Source organism: Qipengyuania sp. 902 (assembly GCF_051195295.1).
GTDB lineage: Bacteria > Pseudomonadota > Alphaproteobacteria > Sphingomonadales > Sphingomonadaceae > Qipengyuania.
The window spans coordinates 861,487-877,050 of the sequence record NZ_JBNJLJ010000002.1 but is presented as its reverse complement, the minus strand read 5'-3'; the positions used below and the strand labels follow the sequence as shown (position 1 = coordinate 877,050).

Here is a 15,564-nt window from a genome sequence, read left to right as displayed (position 1 = left end):
CAAGAATGAGCGACGACGACAAGAAACCGGCCCGTAAACCGCTGACCCTGAAGGGTGCGCAACCGGGCGAGGTCAAGCAGACCTTCAGCCACGGCCGCACCAACAAGGTGGCGGTCGAGGTCAAGCGCCGCCGCAAGCTCGTGAAACCGGGCGAAACCCCGGCGCCCGAGGCGGCTCCCGCCCCCGCGCCTGCGCCTGCACCGGCTCCCGCGCCTGCCCCGGCAGCGAAGAAGCCTGCGCCCAAGAAAGCCCCGGCCGGCGAAACGCCGCAGGAACGCGTCGCGCGCCTCCAGCGCGAGGCCGAGGAAGAGCGCCTGCGTCTGGCCGAAGAGGCCCGCAAGCGCGAAGACCAGGAAGCCAAGCAGGCTGCCGAGGTAGAAAAGCAGCGCGCCGAAGACAACAAGAAGGCCGAGGCTGAAGCCGCGAAGAAGGCGAAGGAAGAGGCCAAGGCACCGAAGGACGCGCCAGCCGAGGAAGCGGCCGCCGAGGCAGAGGCGGCACCCGCCGAGGGCGGCACGCCCGCGCCTGCGCCGCGCAAATTCACACCCGTCAAACGCCCGGAAATCAAGAAACCCGAGCGCAAAAAGAAGGACGACAAGCCTGCTCGCAGCGCGGAAACGCCTGACAAGCGTCGCTCCGGCAAGCTCACCGTCAAGAAAGCGCTCAACGAGGACGAAGGCCGCCGCGCCCGCAGCCTCGCCGCGCTCAAGCGTGCGCGCGAAAAGGAGCGCCGCATGCAGGGCGGCGGCTCCAACAAGCCGCGCGAGAAGCAGGTTCGCGACGTGGTGGTCCCCGAGGCGATTACCGTCGGCGAACTCGCCAAGCGCATGGGCGAAAAGGGCGCCGATCTGGTGAAGGAGCTCTTCAATCTCGACATGATGGTCACCGTCAACCAGACGATCGACCAAGATACGGCGGAATTGCTGGTCGAGCAGTTCGGTCACAATATCGAGAAGGTCTCCGAGGCCGACGTCGACATTCAGGCCGAAGAGGACGTCGATCCGGAAGAGACGCTGAAGCCGCGTCCGCCGGTCGTCACCATCATGGGCCATGTCGACCACGGCAAGACCAGCCTGCTCGACGCGCTTCGCGGCGCAAATGTCGTGAAGGGCGAAGCCGGCGGCATCACCCAGCATATCGGCAGCTACCAGGTGAAGACGAAGGGCGGCGATGCCGTAACCTTCCTCGACACGCCGGGCCACGCAGCCTTCACCGAAATGCGCCAGCGCGGTGCCAATGTGACCGACATCGTGGTGCTGGTCGTGGCTGCCGACGACGGCATCATGCCGCAGACGATCGAGGCCATCAATCACACCAAGGCCGCCGGCGTCCCGATGATCGTGGCGATCAACAAGATGGACAAGCCGGAGGCCAATCCGGACAACATCCGCAACCGCCTGCTCGAACACGAGGTCATCGTGGAGAAGATGTCGGGCGATGTGCAGGACGTGGAAATCTCCGCCAAGGAGAAGACCGGACTGGACGAACTGCTTGAAAAGATCGCACTGCAGGCCGAACTGCTCGAACTGAAGGCCCGCCCCGACCGCATGGCCGAGGCGACCGTGATCGAGGCTCAGCTGGACAAGGGCCGTGGCCCCGTAGCGACCGTGCTCATCACGCGCGGCACGCTGGAGCGTGGTAACACCTTCGTCGTCGGGACGCAGAGCGGCCGTGTCCGCGCGATCGTCGACGATCATGGCAAGCAGATTAAGAAGGCCGGGCCCTCGATGCCGGTCGAGGTCCTTGGCCTCGGCGGCGTGCCGAGCGCAGGCGATGTGCTGACTGTGGTTGAGAACGAACAGCGGGCTCGCGAAGTGGCCGAATATCGTCAGGAAAAGGCGACCGAGAAGCGCACCGCGCTCGCCCCGACCAGCTTCGATACGATGTTCAACAACCTCGCATCGAACCTTGTCGAATTCCCCGTGCTGGTGAAAGCCGATGTGCAGGGTTCGGTCGAGGCGATCACGACCGCGCTGCACAATCTCGGCAACGACCTCATCAAGGTTCGCGTGCTGCATGCAGGCGTGGGTGCGATCACCGAGAGCGACGTCCAGCTGGCAGCAGCGTCCAATGCGCCGATCATCGGCTTCAACGTGCGTCCGAACGCCAAGGCCCGCGAGCTGGTGAAGCGCGACGGCGTGGAGATGAAGTATTACGACGTCATCTACCACCTGACCGAGGAAATCGCGAAGGAGATGGCAGGCGAGCTTGGTCCGGAGCGGATCGAGAACGTCGTCGGCCGTGCCGCGGTCAAGGAAGTGTTCCGCTCGGGCAAGAAGGACAAGGCGGCCGGTCTGCTGGTCGAAGAGGGCGTCATCCGCAAGGGGCTGCACGCACGCCTCACGCGCGACGATGTCATCGTCTCGGCCACGACCATCGCCTCGCTCCGCCGCTTCAAGGACGACGTGGACGAAGTCCGCGCCGGTCTCGAATGCGGTGTTGTGCTTGCCGATACCAACGACATCCAGGCTGGCGACCAACTCGAGGTGTTCGAGGTCGAGGAGCGTGAACGCACGCTGTGAACGCGAATACCGATAGACCGCATAACCATGGGGCGGCGCATGCCGATCTCATGGGCGTCGAGTTCGATCATTTCGATGCGGAGCGTGAGGAAATCACGCTCCGCTTCACCGCACCCGACAGCTTCATCACGCCGCGCGGGGGCGTGCAGGGCGGTCTGGTCGCGGGCTTCCTCGACGAGGTGATGGGCTGGGCGCATGTCTGGGCGACGGAACAGCGCGAGGCCCCGCTCAACCTCGACATCACCATGACGCTGCTCCGCCCGGTGATGGCCGGGCCGCTGATCGGCAAGGGCCGCGTCATCCGGCGCGGGCGGCGGGTGATCTTCCTCGAAGGCGAATTGTTCGACGAAGCTGGCAATCTGCTGGCGCGATCGACCAGCACCGCGATTCCCACGCTGAGGCCGGGAAGCGAGACGTGACGACGCGGCTCGCGCTGCTCGGTAGCATCAATATCGGCGGCAATCGTATCAAGATGGCCGATCTCCGCGAGCGTCTGGCGGCGGATGGCTTCGGCCGGGTCGAGACTGTGGCGGCGAGCGGAAACGTCATCCTGTCGAGCGATGACAGTGAAGCCGATCTCGCCGCCCGCATCGCGACCCTTATCGAGCGCGAGTTCGGCATCGCAGGCTTCGTCGTCGTCAGGACCGTCGCCGAGGTGCGCTCGGCGATTCAGGACAACCCCTTCCACGGCGACGGGTCGGACAAGATGGTCCACACCATCTTCCTGCCGCGCGAGCCGGACGAGGGCGGCTTCGAAGCCCTGCTGCACGCACATCGCGATCGCGGCGCCGAGCGGCTCGCATTGGGCGACCGCGTGCTCTATCTCGACTACGTCCATGGGGTCGGCGTGTCGGACCTGACCGGGCGCTTCATCGAAAAACGCCTCGGCTGCCGGGGCACGGCGCGCAATATGACCTCGCTCAAACGTATCCTTGCGAAAATGGAAGAGTTCGCCTGATGGCCAAGCACCAGCATTCCACCCCCGAACAGCAATCGGTCCGCGTCCTCAAGGTGGGCGAGCGGGTGCGGCATATCCTGTCCGAATTGCTCGCGCGTGGGGAGGCGCATGACGATGTGCTGCGCGCCTCGAATATCTCCGTCACCGAAGTGCGGATGACGCCCGATTTGCGCAATGCGAAAGCCTATGTGAAGCCGCTGCTGGGCCAGGACGAGGCGCAGGTGCTGAAGGCACTGCGCACGAACACCGCCTTCTTCCAAAAGGAAGTCGCCAAGCGGCTGGGCCTGAAATTCGCGCCGAAACTGTCGTTCCAGCCGGACGAAAGCTTCGACGAGGCCGACCGGATCGAGCAACTGCTGAACGACCCCAAGGTCGCCCGCGACCTCGACGACGACGAGTAAGCTCTACTCCATAATCGCCGGGGCTGCGGGTGCTGCCATCTCGGGCAGCGCGTATCCCACCGGCGCGTCCGGCCCCAGCGGGATGCCGAGGTAGAACCACAGCACGATCAGCACCGTGCCCGATACCAGCAGCCAGATCGAATAGGGGATCATCATCGCGGTCAGGCTGCCGAGACCGAAGTCCTTCTGCCAGCGCTGGGCGAATACCAGGATCAGCGGGAAATAGACCATCAGCGGAGTGATGATATTGGTCGCGCTGTCGCCGACGCGATAGGCGGCGGTCGCGCCTTCCGGGCTGATATTGAGCAGCATCAGCATCGGCACCAGGATCGGGGCGAGCAGCGCCCACTTCGCGCTTGCCGAGCCCACGAACAGGTTCAGCAGGCCGGTGAACAGCACCATCAGACCGAGCACCAGCGGCAGGGGAAGGCCGGTCGACTGGATCGCCGCCGCGCCATGCACCGCGCTGATCAGGCCAAGGTTCGACCACCCGAACATCGCCACGAAATGCGCCGCGGCGAAGGCGAGGACGAGGTAATAACCCATGTCCTTCATGCTCTCGGCCATCATTTCGACGAGATCGCGGTGGTTCTTGATCGTGCCCACCGCGCGGCCATAGGCCCAGCCCGTCAACAGGAAGAGCAGGAAGAACGCCGCGACCAGCGACTTGTAAAACGGATCGAGTTCGGCGTGGATCGAGCAGTCTGCGGCGGGAATGCCCTCGCAGGCGGCTTCGTTGACCAGCGGGGTGCCGGGCGCGAACACCATGACCGCCCACAGTGCCACCACGAACAAAGCGGCGAGGCCGGCGGCGCGCAATCCCTTCGATGCCAGAGCGCCTTCGTGATCGCTCGGGTCGGGGCTGAGATCGTCTCCGTCGGAGGCATGGTGTGTCGCCGCTTCGTCGCTCAGGTCTTCGGTAACGCTGGCCGTGCCGGTCACGTGATCCGCATTCGCGGTGGCCGCCCCCGCCTGCGCGCCGCCGGTCCACGCGCCCAGCCGCGGCTCGATCACCTTGTCGGTGACGTACCAGATAATCGGCAGAAAGATGACAGTCATCGCAGCGATGAAATACCAGTTGCCCGCGATATTGGCGGTCCAGGCGGGGTCAAGCGCGCTTGCGTTGACCGCTTCCTCGGTAATGCCGAACAGCAGCGCGTCGAGCTGGCCGGGCGAGATGTTGGCCGAAAAGCCGCCCGACACCCCGGCAAAGGCCGCCGCGATACCGGCCAGCGGATGGCGTCCGGCAGCGGCGAACAGAATGCCTGCGAGCGGGATCAGCACGACATAGCCCGCGTCAGCCGCGTGGTTGCCGATCATCGCCACCAGCGCCACGACGGGCGTCAGCAGCGATTTCGGCGCAGCCTTGACCGTCTTGGACATCCCCGCGGCGAAGAAGCCGGAGCGCTCTGCCACGCCCGCGCCCAGCATCACCACCAGCACGTAGCCAAGCGGGTGGAAGTGCGTGAACGTCGCGGGCATTTCGACCCACAGGCGCTGGATATTCTCCGGCGAGAGCAGGCTGACCGCCTCGATCCGCTGGGCGCTGCCGGTAGCCTCGTCGATGGCAGTGGGGTGAAACGCTGACACACCGCCCAGCGCTGCTATCATCGAGATCGCAACAAGGGCGAGGATCAGGTAAAAGAAGATGAAGACCGGGTCCGGCAGTTTGTTGCCCGTCCGCTCGATCCATCCCAGAAAACCGCTCTGGGTGTTTCCCGCCGTCGCTGCCGCGCTTGCCATAAAGATCCCTGTCGTCTTGTTCTGTTTCGTCGGGGCGTCATCCCCGATCCTGTCTGACGCCCTCCTTAACACCTTGCGCGCCCGAGGCTAGAGCGGGGCGATGGCCAAGCTCTATTTCTATTATGCGAGCATGAACGCGGGGAAGAGTTCGACCCTGCTGCAGACCGCGTTCAATTATGGCGAGCGGGGCATGCGAGTCTCGCTGTGGACCGCAGCGCTGGACGACCGGCCGGGCTTTGGCGCGATCTCCAGCCGGATCGGGCTGGCTAGCGACGCGCACCGGTTCGAGGCCGATACCGATATCGAAGCGCGCGTGCTTGCCGACCATTCCGAGAATCCCATCGCCTGCGTGCTGGTGGACGAGGCGCAATTCCTAACGCGCGAGCAGGTCTGGCAGCTCGCGCGCTTGGCGGACGATGGCGGCATTCCTGTATTGTGTTACGGCTTGCGGACCGATTTCCAGGGCGAGCTTTTCTCCGGCTCCGCGGCGCTGCTAGGCATTGCGGACGCGCTGGTGGAGATGAAGGCCGTCTGCGATTGCGGCCGGAAGGCGACGATGAACCTGCGCGTCGATGAAAACGGTAAGGCCGTAAGTCAGGGCGCGCAGACCGAGATCGGCGGCAACGATCGCTATATTGCCATGTGTCGGAGACACTTCGTCGAAGCGCTGGCGGGTTAGTCTCGGCCTCCCTATCTAACCCGCATGATCGACACTCTCATCCTCGCGGCGGTGCTCGTACCGTGCCTTATCGTCGCCATCGTGTTTCACGAGGTGGCGCATGGCTGGGTGGCGCTGATGCTGGGCGATCCGACTGCGAAAGAGCAGCGCCGGCTCAGCCTCAACCCGATCCGCCATGTCGATCCGATCGGGACGATCATCGTGCCCGGCGCACTGGCATTGTTCGGCGGGCCGATTTTCGGCTGGGCCAAGCCGGTGCCGGTCAATGCAAGGCGGCTGGACAATCCGCGTTTCGGGATGATGGCGGTGGCGGCAGCGGGACCGGGGACCAATCTCCTGCTCGCGCTCGCCGGTGCCATCGTGATCGGCCTTGCTTCCGGCTTGGCGACGAGCTGGGGAACGGCGCTGCCCGAATGGGCCATGACGGCGTTCGGTGCCTTCGTGATAATCAATGCGTTTCTCGCGTTCTTCAACCTCCTCCCGATCCCGCCTTTCGACGGTTCGCATATCGTCGGCGGGCTCATGCCGCGGCGTTGGGCGAACCAGTGGCAAAAGCTGCAAGCGATGGGCATGCTGGTGTTCGTCGTCCTGATCGCGGCGACGTGGGCTTTCCCCAATGCGCGCTGGATCGAGAACACGATCCTGCCGCCGGTCGAATGGATCAGTGGCCTCTTCTATTCGGTTGCGGACGGCATCGCCCGGATCGTCGGCGGATGAGCGATCTTAAACCTGCGCCGCACGGGTGGTTAGTGCTCGACAAGCCGCGCGGCCTCGGTTCGACGCAGGCCGTGGGTGCGGTCAAACGACTGTTGCGGCAGGGCGGCTATGCCAAGACCAAGGTCGGCCATGGCGGCACGCTCGATCCGCTGGCCGGAGGCGTGCTGCCGATCGCGCTGGGCGAGGCGACCAAGCTTGCCGGGCGCATGCTCGATAGCGACAAGATCTATGCCTTCACGATCCAGTTCGGCGAGGAGACCGACACGCTCGACACCGAAGGCGAGGTCACCGAGCGAACCGATCGCCGCCCGCCGATGGCGGCCATCGCTGCCGTGCTGGAGCATTTTACCGGTGAGATCGAGCAGGTTCCGCCCGCCTATTCCGCGGTGAAGGTGGACGGCAAACGCGCTTACGACCGCGCGCGGGCGGGCGAGGATGTGGAGATGAAAACGCGCCGCGTCACGATCTACAAACTCGGCTTCGATGGCGAGCGGGAGGACGCGCCGCTGCGCTCCGTCTTCGCGACCACGGCCGGTCGACCCGATCCCTACGATCCGCAAGCCCCACTCGAACTGGCCGACAGCGTGACCCTTGTGGCGCATGTATCCAAAGGCACATACATCCGCTCGCTGGCACGGGACATCGCACGCGCCCTTGGAACGCTGGGGCATGTGACTTATCTCAGGCGGATCAAGGCCGGTCCGTTCCGCGAAGATCAGGCGATTTCGCTGGACACGCTGGAGAAAAACGCTAAGGGCGCAGGCCTTGAAAACCTTCTCCTGCCGCTGGAGGCCGGACTGGACGACATCCCGGTCCTCACCCTCGACCCGACAAGCGCGCAGGCGGTCCGCCAGGGCCGGGTATTGTCGGACTTGCCCCATACCGACGGGCTCCACCTCGCCACACTGCACGATGTGCCGGTGGCGCTGATGGAACTCAGCGGAGGCTCGGCCAAGGTCGTGCGGGGCTTCAACCTACCGGATGTCGCGGAGTAAAATGCATGTCGGTTACCGCCGAGAACAAACAGAAGATCATCAAGGACAATGCGCAGGGCAAGGGCGACACCGGTTCGCCGGAAGTCCAGGTCGCCATCCTGACCGAGCGCATCAAGAACCTGACCGAGCACTTCAAGTCCAACCACAAGGACAACCACTCGCGTCGCGGCCTCCTGATGATGGTCAACAAGCGTCGCAACCTGCTCGCCTATCTCAAGAAGAAAGACGTCGAGCGGTACAACGCGCTGATCCAGAAGCTGGGTCTTCGTAAATAAGAGTTTCGGGAGGGGCGGCTCGGAAGGGCTGCCCCTCTTGCTATCCGGCTCTTGGGCAATTCGGCTCCGGAGCGGACAATGGGGCCGAAACAGCGCCCCGAACCGGACCGGGACGGTATCCCCGGCACAGTAGGCCCCGCCGATGCAATCAGGCGCGGCGGGTCATTTAGGAAAATACATGTTCGACAAGAAAACCGTATCGATCGAGTGGGGCGGAAAGACCCTCACCCTCGAAACCGGCCAGATCGCCCGTCAGGCAGACGGCGCCGTGCTGGCCACCTATGGCGAAACCGTGGTGCTGTGCGCCGTGACCGCCGCGCGTAGTGTGAAGGAAGGGCAGGATTTCTTCCCGCTTACCGTCCACTACCAGGAAAAATTCTCCGCTGCGGGCCGTATCCCGGGCGGCTTCTTCAAGCGCGAAGGCCGCGCCACGGAGAAGGAAACGCTTACCTCCCGCCTGATCGACCGCCCCGTGCGGCCGCTCTTCCCGGAAGGCTTCTACAACGAAATCAACGTCATCGCGCAGGTCCTGTCCTATGACGGCGAGACCGAGCCGGATATCGTCGCGATGATCGCGGCATCGGCTGCGCTGACCATCAGCGGGCTGCCCTTCATGGGTCCGATCGGCGCCGCGCGCGTCGGCTTCGACAATGATGGCAATTACGTTCTCAACCCGACCGTTGCCGATGCCCTGGGCGAAAACGGCAATCTCGACCTCGTCGTCGCTGCGACGCAGGACGCGGTGATGATGGTCGAATCCGAAGCGAAGGAACTGACCGAAGAGCAGATGCTCGGCGCCGTCATGTTCGCGCATGAGGAAAGCCGCAAGGTCATCGACGCGATCATCGATCTCGCTGAACAGGCCGCCAAGGATCCGTGGGAACTCGCTCCGGTCGAAGACAAGACCGCCAAGCTCGAAGAGCTGCGCGGCGTCATCGGCGACGATCTGGCGAAGGCTTACAAGATCACCAACAAGGCCGAGCGTCAGGACGCGGTCAACGATGCCCGTGCCAAGGCGCGCGAGCATTACGCCGATCTGGAAGAGAGCGATCCGGCCGAATACATGGGCCGCCTGAAGCTCGTGAAGAAGCTGGAAAGCGACATCGTGCGCAAGGCGATCCTGAAGGACGGCCAGCGTATCGACGGCCGCAAGACCGACGAAGTTCGCCCGATCGAGGCGATGGTCGGCCTGCTGCCGCGCACGCACGGTTCGGCGCTGTTCACCCGCGGCGAAACGCAGGCGATCTGCACCACCACGCTTGGCACCAAGGATGCCGAGCAGATGATCGATGGTCTGGAAGGCCTGTCGTACAGCAATTTCATGCTGCACTATAACTTCCCGCCCTATTCGGTCGGCGAAGTGGGCCGCTTCGGCTTCACCAGCCGCCGCGAGACCGGCCACGGCAAGCTCGCATTCCGCGCGCTGCGTCCGGTCCTGCCCGATCACGAGGAGTTTCCTTACACCATCCGCGTCCTGTCCGACATCACCGAGTCCAACGGCTCGAGCTCGATGGCGACGGTGTGCGGCGGAAGCCTGTCCATGATGGACGCCGGCGTGCCGCTGGCGCGGCCGGTTTCCGGCATCGCCATGGGCCTGATCCTCGAAGGCAGCGACTTCACCGTGCTGTCCGACATCCTCGGTGACGAAGATCACCTGGGCGACATGGACTTCAAGGTGGCAGGTTCGGAAAAGGGCATCACGTCCCTGCAGATGGACATCAAGGTCGCCGGCATCACGCAGGAGATCATGCAGACCGCGCTTGAGCAGGCGAAGGCCGGTCGTGCGCATATCCTCGGCAAGATGACCGAGGCGCTCGGTTCCTCGCGCGGCGAAGTGTCCAAGCATGCTCCGCGTATCGAAACGATGCAGATCGACAAGTCGAAGATCCGCGACGTGATCGGCACGGGCGGCAAGGTGATCCGCGAGATCGTCGCCGAAACCGGTGCCAAGGTCGACATCGACGACGAAGGCGTGATCAAGATTTCGTCGAGCAACGCCGATGAGATCGAAGCTGCGAAGAAGTGGATCGAGGGCATCGTCGAAGAGGCGGAAGTCGGCAAGATCTACACCGGCAAGGTCGTCAACATCGTCGACTTCGGTGCATTCGTGAACTTCATGGGCGGCAAGGACGGTCTCGTCCACGTCAGCGAAATGAAGAACGAGCGTGTCGAAAAGCCGACCGACGTTGTCAGCGAAGGCCAGGAAGTAAAGGTCAAGGTCCTCGAGATCGACAACCGCGGCAAGGTCCGCCTGTCGATGCGCGTGGTCGACCAGGAAACCGGCGAAGAGCTGGAAGACACCCGCCCGCCGCGCGAACCGCGCGGTGATCGCGGTCCGCGCGGTGGCGGCGGCGGCCGTGGCGGCGATCGTCGCGGCGGTCGCGGTGGCCCGCGTCGCGATCGCGACGGCGGTGGGAACAAGGACGGGGGCGGCGAAGCCCACGTGCCGGACTTCCTGAAGGACTGATCTGCAACGCCTTTTTGGCAATGTGGGGCCGCGAGGGTATAGACCTTCGCGGCCCTTCCGTTAGCGGCCTGATTTTTTGGGCGAGGAGATACCAGGGTCGATGTTCAGGGCGCTGCGGGACTTGCCACCGGACAGTCTCACCTTCCTGCAGAGATTGCCGCTCGCCAAGCGCCGCCCGTGGATATGCTATGGCGTCGCGATCGTCGCCAGCTTCGCAGGATTGCTGGTCCGCTGGGCGGTTGGTGGAGCCTTGCCCGAAGGCTTTCCCTACATCACTTTCTTCCCCCCGGTCATTCTGACTGCCTTCTTCTTCGGCGTTGGCCCTGGGGCGCTCGCTGCAGTCCTGTGCGGACTGTTGAGCTGGTATTTTTTCATCCCGCCGCTGGATAGTTTTGCGCTCGACTATCGCGCCGTGGTGGCGCTGCTCTTTTTCATCGGGATCGTCGTTGTCGATATCGCGCTCGTCCATTGGATGCAGATCGCCAATGCGCGGCTGGCGCTGGAGCAGCAACTCACCAGCCAGCTCGCGGAAACGCGCGAGATGCTGTTCAACGAGTTGCAGCACCGGGTCGGCAACAACATCCAGATGATCTCATCGCTACTCAATCTGCAGCAGCGCGGACTGAGTGATGGCGACGGCAAGCAGGCCCTGACCGACGCGGCCCGGCGGCTTGGCCTTGTGGGGCGGCTGCAACGTACTCTCTACAGCGCCGATGGCGCGCAGCTGTCGCTGGCCAGCTATATCGACCGTATCGCGCGTGATACGCTGGACGCCTCGGGCCGCAATGACATCCACTATCTCTTCGATGCCCGGGCGAGCGGTAAGCTTGCGACCGAACATGCGGTTTCGACCGCGCTGGTCGTAGCCGAGGCGATCAGCAATTCCGTGGAGCATGGCTATGCCGACGCAGGTGGGTCGCTTGAAGTAACGGTCGTGGACCGAGCCGATGATGAGCCGTGCTACATCATTTGCATTCAGGACGAAGGCACCGGCCTGCCGCCCGGCTTTGCGCTGGACAAGGCGGACAGCCTCGGTCTGCGTATCGCCACAAGCCTCGCCCGTAGCCTGAAGGGCGAATTCACTCTGTCCAACCGGGAAGATGGCAAGGGTGCCATCGCGCGCCTGGTCATTCCCCAATCCGAAGGGATCATCGATGCTGCCGCGTGAAACCCTGGCGACCGCCGAAGTGCCCGACGGCGAAACACTGACGCTTGTCAGCCATGGCCGTGACTTCATCATCATGCTCGGCCGCGACGAGCTGATGGGCACGCGGATGCAGTTCTCCGAAGAGCAATTGGCGGTGCTGACACTGGCCGAGCTCGATGCGGCGAAACCGCGCGTCTTGATCGGGGGCTACGGCATGGGCTTCACCTACCGCGCGGCGCTCGACCGGCTGCCGGAAGGTGGATCAGTAACTGTGGCGGAGATCGTGCCGGAAATTCTCGACTGGGCGAAGGGACCGCTGGCGCATCTTACCGGTGAGAGTCTCGCGGATCCGCGCGGAGAAGTGGTACTGTGCGATGTCGCCGCGCTGATCGACGATGCCAATGACGGCACCAGCGAAAAGTACGATGCCATCTTGCTCGACGTCGACAACGGACCCGACGGGATCGTGCGCGATGCCAACTATCGTATCTACAGCAAGACCGGGCTCGGCAAGGCGCGCGACGCGCTGCGGCCGGGTGGCATTCTGGCGGTTTGGTCCGCCGCGCCCGACCACAAGTTTACTGTGCGCCTGAAAGAAAGCGGCTTCGATGTGGAGGTGCGCGAAGTGCGCGCGCGACCGAATAACAAGGGGCCGCGCCACACGATCTGGTTCGCCCGCAAGCGCTAGGCCTTGATCCGCACGCGGCCCATGAAATCGCCCTTGCCGACGGGGACCCCCTTCATGCGCAGGATGTCGTAAGCGGTCGCGCAGTGGAAATAGATGTTCGGCTGGCTGAAGCTGAGCAGGAAATCCTCGGCATCGAAGTCCATGCGGCGATCCTTGAACTCGAACCGCATCGGTTGGCCCATGAAGGCTTCCATATCGTCCTCGGACAGAGCTTCCATCGCGTCCTTCGCCCGCGACAGCTTCTCCCGCAGAGCATCGAACGTCGTCGGCGGCGGATTGAGATCGGGGGAATAGACGCCTGCGCGTACGCCTTCGATCGCGCCCTGCGTATGCTCGGCAACGCATTTCACCTGATAGCACCACGGCAGCATGTCCTCGATGATCCGCGCGCCGATGATCTCGGCTTCCGAAACGCCGTTCTCGCCGCACCATTTCTCTGCCGTGTCGACGAGGTGTCGCGCGGTGCCCAACATTTGCAGCGCATTTGGGACATAGGCGGCGTGAAGCGAAAGAGGCATGGCAAACTCCGGTCGGTCTGAAGAAAAGGCCCGGCGGTCGCGTGACTGCCGGGCCTATCGGAAAATGGATTTTAGCGGACCCGCGGGCCGCCGAACGGCAGCGGCGGAGGCGGACGGCGCGCACCGCGCGGAAGCTGTGCTTGGTACGCGCGGCCGCAATGTTCGACGCAATAGGGGAAACCGGGGTTCACGGCTTCTCCGCAGAAATGGAAATCGGGCTCGCCCGGATGGCCCATCGGCCAGCGGCAGACCTTGTCGGACAGATCGAGCAGGCTGGTCTTGTCGGCGATGGACGGATCGGGCTTTGCTGGCACCAGGCGGCGCGGCGGAGCCGGCGGGATCGGCGGCTGCTGATCGCCCGGCCCCTGGCGCAGGAAGCCGCCGGGTCCGACGGAGACGATCTTGGGCAAGTCGGGCCGCTTGTCGGGCAGCGGTTGCGACGGGACCGCCGCGCTGGGCGCAGGTGCCGGCGCAGCGGCGGGCTTTGCCGGTGCAGCTGCCTTCGGGGCGGGCTGCTTGGGCGCGGCCTTGGGGGCCGGCTTTGGCGGGGCCTTCGCCTTGGGCGCTGGCTTCTTCTTCTCGTTAGCTTTCACCGGCGAGGGGCGTGATTTCAGGCCGAGGCGGTGCGCTTTGCCGATGACCGCATTGCGACTGACGCCGCCGAGTTCCTCCGCGATCTGGCTGGCAGTCGATCCGCCTTCCCACATCTTCTTGAGTGTTGCGATCCGTTCGTCGGTCCAGCTCATTCGTGAATCCTGTATAGTCCTGGCCGTCCGGAGCTTGCCAAGACGGGGTACGTGGCCCTAGGCGCGCAGCCATGGCCGATCAAGTCAATCCTGCCCCCGCGGGCGCCGAGCAACCCGACGCAAATTTCGTCGAGGATGGCGGCGCTGCGAAAGGCCGGTTCGCCGAACGTGGCAAGCCGGTCATCACCGGCATCAACCGCGTGGGTTTGTGGAGCCTCTATATTAAGGAGGTCCGGCGGTTTCTCAAGGTGCAGACCCAGACAATCTGGGCTCCTGCGATCACGACGCTGCTGTTTCTCGTCATTTTCTCGGTCGCCCTGGGGCGCGGCGGGCGCGAGGTGCTGGGCGTCAACTTCCCGACCTTCGTCGCCCCCGGCCTGATCGCCATGGCAATGATGCAGAATTCCTTCGCCAATTCGAGCTTTTCGCTGCTGTCGGGCAAGATTCAGGGCACGATTATCGACCTGCTGATGCCGCCGCTCTCCGAAGGCGAGCTGATGATCGGCATCGTCGGCGCTGCCGTCACGCGCGCGATCGCGGTAGGCTTCGTCGTGGCCGCAGCCATGGCGCTCTATCCCGGCGTCAGCCTCGCCATGGCGCATCCCTGGGCGGTGGTCTGGTTCGGCCTGATGGGAGCCGCGATGCTGGCGATACTCGGCCTTATCGCATCGATCTGGGCGGAGAAGTTCGATCACAACGCAGCAGTCACGAATTTCGTCATCACGCCGCTCGCGATGCTGTCCGGCACGTTCTACATCATCGACCGTCTCGCGCCTGCATTTCAGGCGGTCAGCCGCGCTAACCCGTTCTTCTATGTGATCTCGGGCTTCCGTTACGGATTTCTCGGCCAGAGCGATATCGGCGATGCAACGCACGTCGCATGGGCGGCTTTGGGTCTCTTGGCGCTGAACGCCGTGCTGGCGGTAGTCGCCTACAAACTGCTCAAATCCGGCTGGAAGATCAAAAGCTGATTAAGCGCGCTGCGCGCCCGGTCGCGATCAGTGCGTCAGGCTGCGCCGCATGCGGTAGCGACCGCTTTCGAACTGCTGGAAATAGACGTGCACGTCCGGATGCTCGACCGGGCCGCTAACCGCATCGTTCAGCAGGTTCTGCTGGCTGACATAAGCGACGTAGCTGTTCTCGTCGCTCTCCGCGAGCAGGTGGTAGAACGGCTGGTCGCGGTCGGGCCGGATATCCTCCGGGATCGCCGCGTACCATTCCTCGGAATTGGCGAAGACCGGATCGATATCGAAGATCACTCCGCGAAAATCGAACACCTTGTGCTTGACCACATCGCCGATAGCAAAGCGGGTCTTGGCGCGGCGCGGTGCCTCGATCGTGCGACCGGCCTGGGCGGAGAAGAATTGTGCGCGTTCCATATCTCCGCAGAATATGGTGCGCTGCGGCAAGTAAACAAGGTGGGCGAGGCCGCCCATCCCCCAAATTCGCACCCGAAAGGGCTTGGCAAGGCCGGGCGGCTCCGCTAATCGGCGCGCCTCGCTTCGACCGCGGGCCTTCGCCCGGAAGCGCACCCGACATGCGGAGAGGTGGCAGAGTGGTCGAATGCGCTGCACTCGAAATGCAGTATAGGTGCAAGCCTATCGAGGGTTCGAATCCCTCCCTCTCCGCCATGTCGCCTTGCCGCGCAGACCTTTTATCCAGTTACGAGCGATGGTTGCCGAGGTGGGAAGGATCGCACAGCGGCGTC

16 protein-coding genes and 1 tRNA gene are annotated in these 15,564 nt (G+C 64.0%); 13 read left to right on the top strand and 4 right to left on the bottom strand.

What is annotated here, in order from left to right; all coding sequences use genetic code 11:
• Window positions 1-5: 5 nt before the first annotated feature.
• Genes infB through rbfA form a run of 4 tightly spaced genes read left to right on the top strand, consistent with a single transcriptional unit; the run spans window position 6 to window position 3,881 of the window.
• Entirely contained in the window at window positions 6-2,522 is a 2,517-nt protein-coding gene (gene infB / locus ACSH0F_RS09415; protein WP_435202100.1) for a translation initiation factor IF-2, read from the top strand.
• On the top strand, window positions 2,519-2,941 hold the full coding sequence (locus ACSH0F_RS09410) for a PaaI family thioesterase (RefSeq protein WP_435202098.1): 423 nt from the start codon (window positions 2,519-2,521) through the stop codon (window positions 2,939-2,941). The genes infB and ACSH0F_RS09410 overlap by 4 nt, the downstream gene beginning before the upstream one ends.
• Window positions 2,938-3,480, top strand: a complete 543-nt coding sequence (locus ACSH0F_RS09405; RefSeq protein ID WP_435202096.1) for a DUF1697 domain-containing protein — start codon at window positions 2,938-2,940, stop codon at window positions 3,478-3,480. Before ACSH0F_RS09410 ends, ACSH0F_RS09405 begins: the two co-directional genes overlap by 4 nt.
• On the top strand, window positions 3,480-3,881 hold the full coding sequence (gene rbfA, locus ACSH0F_RS09400; RefSeq protein WP_435202094.1) for a 30S ribosome-binding factor RbfA: 402 nt from the start codon (window positions 3,480-3,482) through the stop codon (window positions 3,879-3,881). The genes ACSH0F_RS09405 and rbfA overlap by 1 nt, the downstream gene beginning before the upstream one ends.
• A 3-nt stretch (window positions 3,882-3,884) precedes the next feature.
• Here rbfA and ACSH0F_RS09395 read toward each other — a convergent pair whose 3' ends face one another.
• Window positions 3,885-5,624 carry an AbgT family transporter gene (locus ACSH0F_RS09395; RefSeq protein WP_435202092.1) on the bottom strand — a complete coding sequence of 580 codons (1,740 nt, stop codon included), beginning with the start codon at window positions 5,622-5,624 and terminating at the stop codon, window positions 3,885-3,887.
• A 100-nt stretch (window positions 5,625-5,724) separates the two neighbouring features.
• Between ACSH0F_RS09395 and ACSH0F_RS09390 the strand changes: the two genes are divergently transcribed.
• The 7 genes from ACSH0F_RS09390 to ACSH0F_RS09360 all read left to right on the top strand — a co-directional run bounded on the left by ACSH0F_RS09390 (window position 5,725) and on the right by ACSH0F_RS09360 (window position 12,592).
• On the top strand, window positions 5,725-6,303 hold the full coding sequence (locus ACSH0F_RS09390; protein ID WP_435202090.1) for a thymidine kinase: 579 nt from the start codon (window positions 5,725-5,727) through the stop codon (window positions 6,301-6,303).
• Window positions 6,304-6,327: 24 nt separating this feature from the next.
• Window positions 6,328-7,020, top strand: a complete 693-nt coding sequence (locus ACSH0F_RS09385) for a site-2 protease family protein (RefSeq protein ID WP_435202088.1) — start codon at window positions 6,328-6,330, stop codon at window positions 7,018-7,020.
• Complete coding sequence (gene truB, locus ACSH0F_RS09380; RefSeq protein ID WP_435202086.1) at window positions 7,017-8,015, top strand: tRNA pseudouridine(55) synthase TruB; 999 nt, start codon at window positions 7,017-7,019, stop codon at window positions 8,013-8,015. Before ACSH0F_RS09385 ends, truB begins: the two co-directional genes overlap by 4 nt.
• 5 nt (window positions 8,016-8,020) lie before the next feature.
• Complete coding sequence (gene rpsO / locus ACSH0F_RS09375) at window positions 8,021-8,290, top strand: 30S ribosomal protein S15 (RefSeq protein ID WP_278328052.1); 270 nt, start codon at window positions 8,021-8,023, stop codon at window positions 8,288-8,290.
• 178 nt (window positions 8,291-8,468) lie between these two features.
• Window positions 8,469-10,757 (top strand): polyribonucleotide nucleotidyltransferase, encoded by a 2,289-nt coding sequence (pnp, locus tag ACSH0F_RS09370; protein WP_435202084.1) that lies wholly within the window; start codon window positions 8,469-8,471, stop codon window positions 10,755-10,757.
• 100 nt (window positions 10,758-10,857) lie between these two features.
• Complete coding sequence (locus ACSH0F_RS09365) at window positions 10,858-11,925, top strand: sensor histidine kinase (RefSeq protein WP_435202082.1); 1,068 nt, start codon at window positions 10,858-10,860, stop codon at window positions 11,923-11,925.
• A complete protein-coding gene (locus tag ACSH0F_RS09360; protein WP_435202080.1) occupies window positions 11,912-12,592 on the top strand; it encodes a spermidine synthase in 681 nt (226 codons plus the stop codon). The genes ACSH0F_RS09365 and ACSH0F_RS09360 overlap by 14 nt, the downstream gene beginning before the upstream one ends.
• Here ACSH0F_RS09360 and ACSH0F_RS09355 read toward each other — a convergent pair.
• Window positions 12,589-13,110, bottom strand: a complete 522-nt coding sequence (locus ACSH0F_RS09355) for a DUF1993 domain-containing protein (protein ID WP_435202078.1) — start codon at window positions 13,108-13,110, stop codon at window positions 12,589-12,591. The genes ACSH0F_RS09360 and ACSH0F_RS09355 overlap by 4 nt on opposite strands.
• 71 nt (window positions 13,111-13,181) lie before the next feature.
• Entirely contained in the window at window positions 13,182-13,856 is a 675-nt protein-coding gene (locus tag ACSH0F_RS09350) for a GcrA family cell cycle regulator (RefSeq protein WP_435202076.1), read from the bottom strand.
• Between the two features lie 71 nt (window positions 13,857-13,927).
• Here ACSH0F_RS09350 and ACSH0F_RS09345 point away from each other — a divergent pair, with 71 nt between their 5' ends.
• Window positions 13,928-14,827, top strand: a complete 900-nt coding sequence (locus tag ACSH0F_RS09345; RefSeq protein ID WP_435202074.1) for an ABC transporter permease — start codon at window positions 13,928-13,930, stop codon at window positions 14,825-14,827.
• A gap of 27 nt (window positions 14,828-14,854) precedes the next feature.
• Here the strand turns inward: ACSH0F_RS09345 and hspQ are convergent, their stop codons facing one another.
• The gene (hspQ, locus tag ACSH0F_RS09340; RefSeq protein WP_305933147.1) at window positions 14,855-15,235 is read right to left on the bottom strand and encodes a heat shock protein HspQ; all 381 of its coding nucleotides are present in this window, start codon (window positions 15,233-15,235) and stop codon (window positions 14,855-14,857) included.
• Between the two features lie 162 nt (window positions 15,236-15,397).
• Between hspQ and ACSH0F_RS09335 the strand changes: the two genes are divergently transcribed.
• Window positions 15,398-15,487: transfer RNA gene (locus ACSH0F_RS09335), tRNA-Ser, on the top strand.
• Window positions 15,488-15,564 lie beyond the last annotated feature (77 nt).

What these genes read in the sequence shown, in the direction of transcription:
- ACSH0F_RS09390 (WP_435202090.1), top strand. Translation starts at nt 5,725, where the DNA reads ATGGCCAAGCTCTATTTCTATTATGCGAGCATGAACGCGGGGAAGAGT.
- ACSH0F_RS09395 (WP_435202092.1), bottom strand. Translation starts at nt 5,624, where the DNA reads ATGGCAAGCGCGGCAGCGACGGCGGGAAACACCCAGAGCGGTTTTCTG.
- infB (WP_435202100.1), top strand. Translation starts at nt 6, where the DNA reads ATGAGCGACGACGACAAGAAACCGGCCCGTAAACCGCTGACCCTGAAG.
- ACSH0F_RS09365 (WP_435202082.1), top strand. Translation starts at nt 10,858, where the DNA reads ATGTTCAGGGCGCTGCGGGACTTGCCACCGGACAGTCTCACCTTCCTG.
- ACSH0F_RS09355 (WP_435202078.1), bottom strand. Translation starts at nt 13,110, where the DNA reads ATGCCTCTTTCGCTTCACGCCGCCTATGTCCCAAATGCGCTGCAAATG.
- hspQ (WP_305933147.1), bottom strand. Translation starts at nt 15,235, where the DNA reads ATGGAACGCGCACAATTCTTCTCCGCCCAGGCCGGTCGCACGATCGAG.
- ACSH0F_RS09385 (WP_435202088.1), top strand. Translation starts at nt 6,328, where the DNA reads ATGATCGACACTCTCATCCTCGCGGCGGTGCTCGTACCGTGCCTTATC.
- rpsO (WP_278328052.1), top strand. Translation starts at nt 8,021, where the DNA reads ATGTCGGTTACCGCCGAGAACAAACAGAAGATCATCAAGGACAATGCG.
- ACSH0F_RS09345 (WP_435202074.1), top strand. Translation starts at nt 13,928, where the DNA reads ATGGCCGATCAAGTCAATCCTGCCCCCGCGGGCGCCGAGCAACCCGAC.
- ACSH0F_RS09360 (WP_435202080.1), top strand. Translation starts at nt 11,912, where the DNA reads ATGCTGCCGCGTGAAACCCTGGCGACCGCCGAAGTGCCCGACGGCGAA.
- truB (WP_435202086.1), top strand. Translation starts at nt 7,017, where the DNA reads ATGAGCGATCTTAAACCTGCGCCGCACGGGTGGTTAGTGCTCGACAAG.
- ACSH0F_RS09350 (WP_435202076.1), bottom strand. Translation starts at nt 13,856, where the DNA reads ATGAGCTGGACCGACGAACGGATCGCAACACTCAAGAAGATGTGGGAA.
- pnp (WP_435202084.1), top strand. Translation starts at nt 8,469, where the DNA reads ATGTTCGACAAGAAAACCGTATCGATCGAGTGGGGCGGAAAGACCCTC.
- rbfA (WP_435202094.1), top strand. Translation starts at nt 3,480, where the DNA reads ATGGCCAAGCACCAGCATTCCACCCCCGAACAGCAATCGGTCCGCGTC.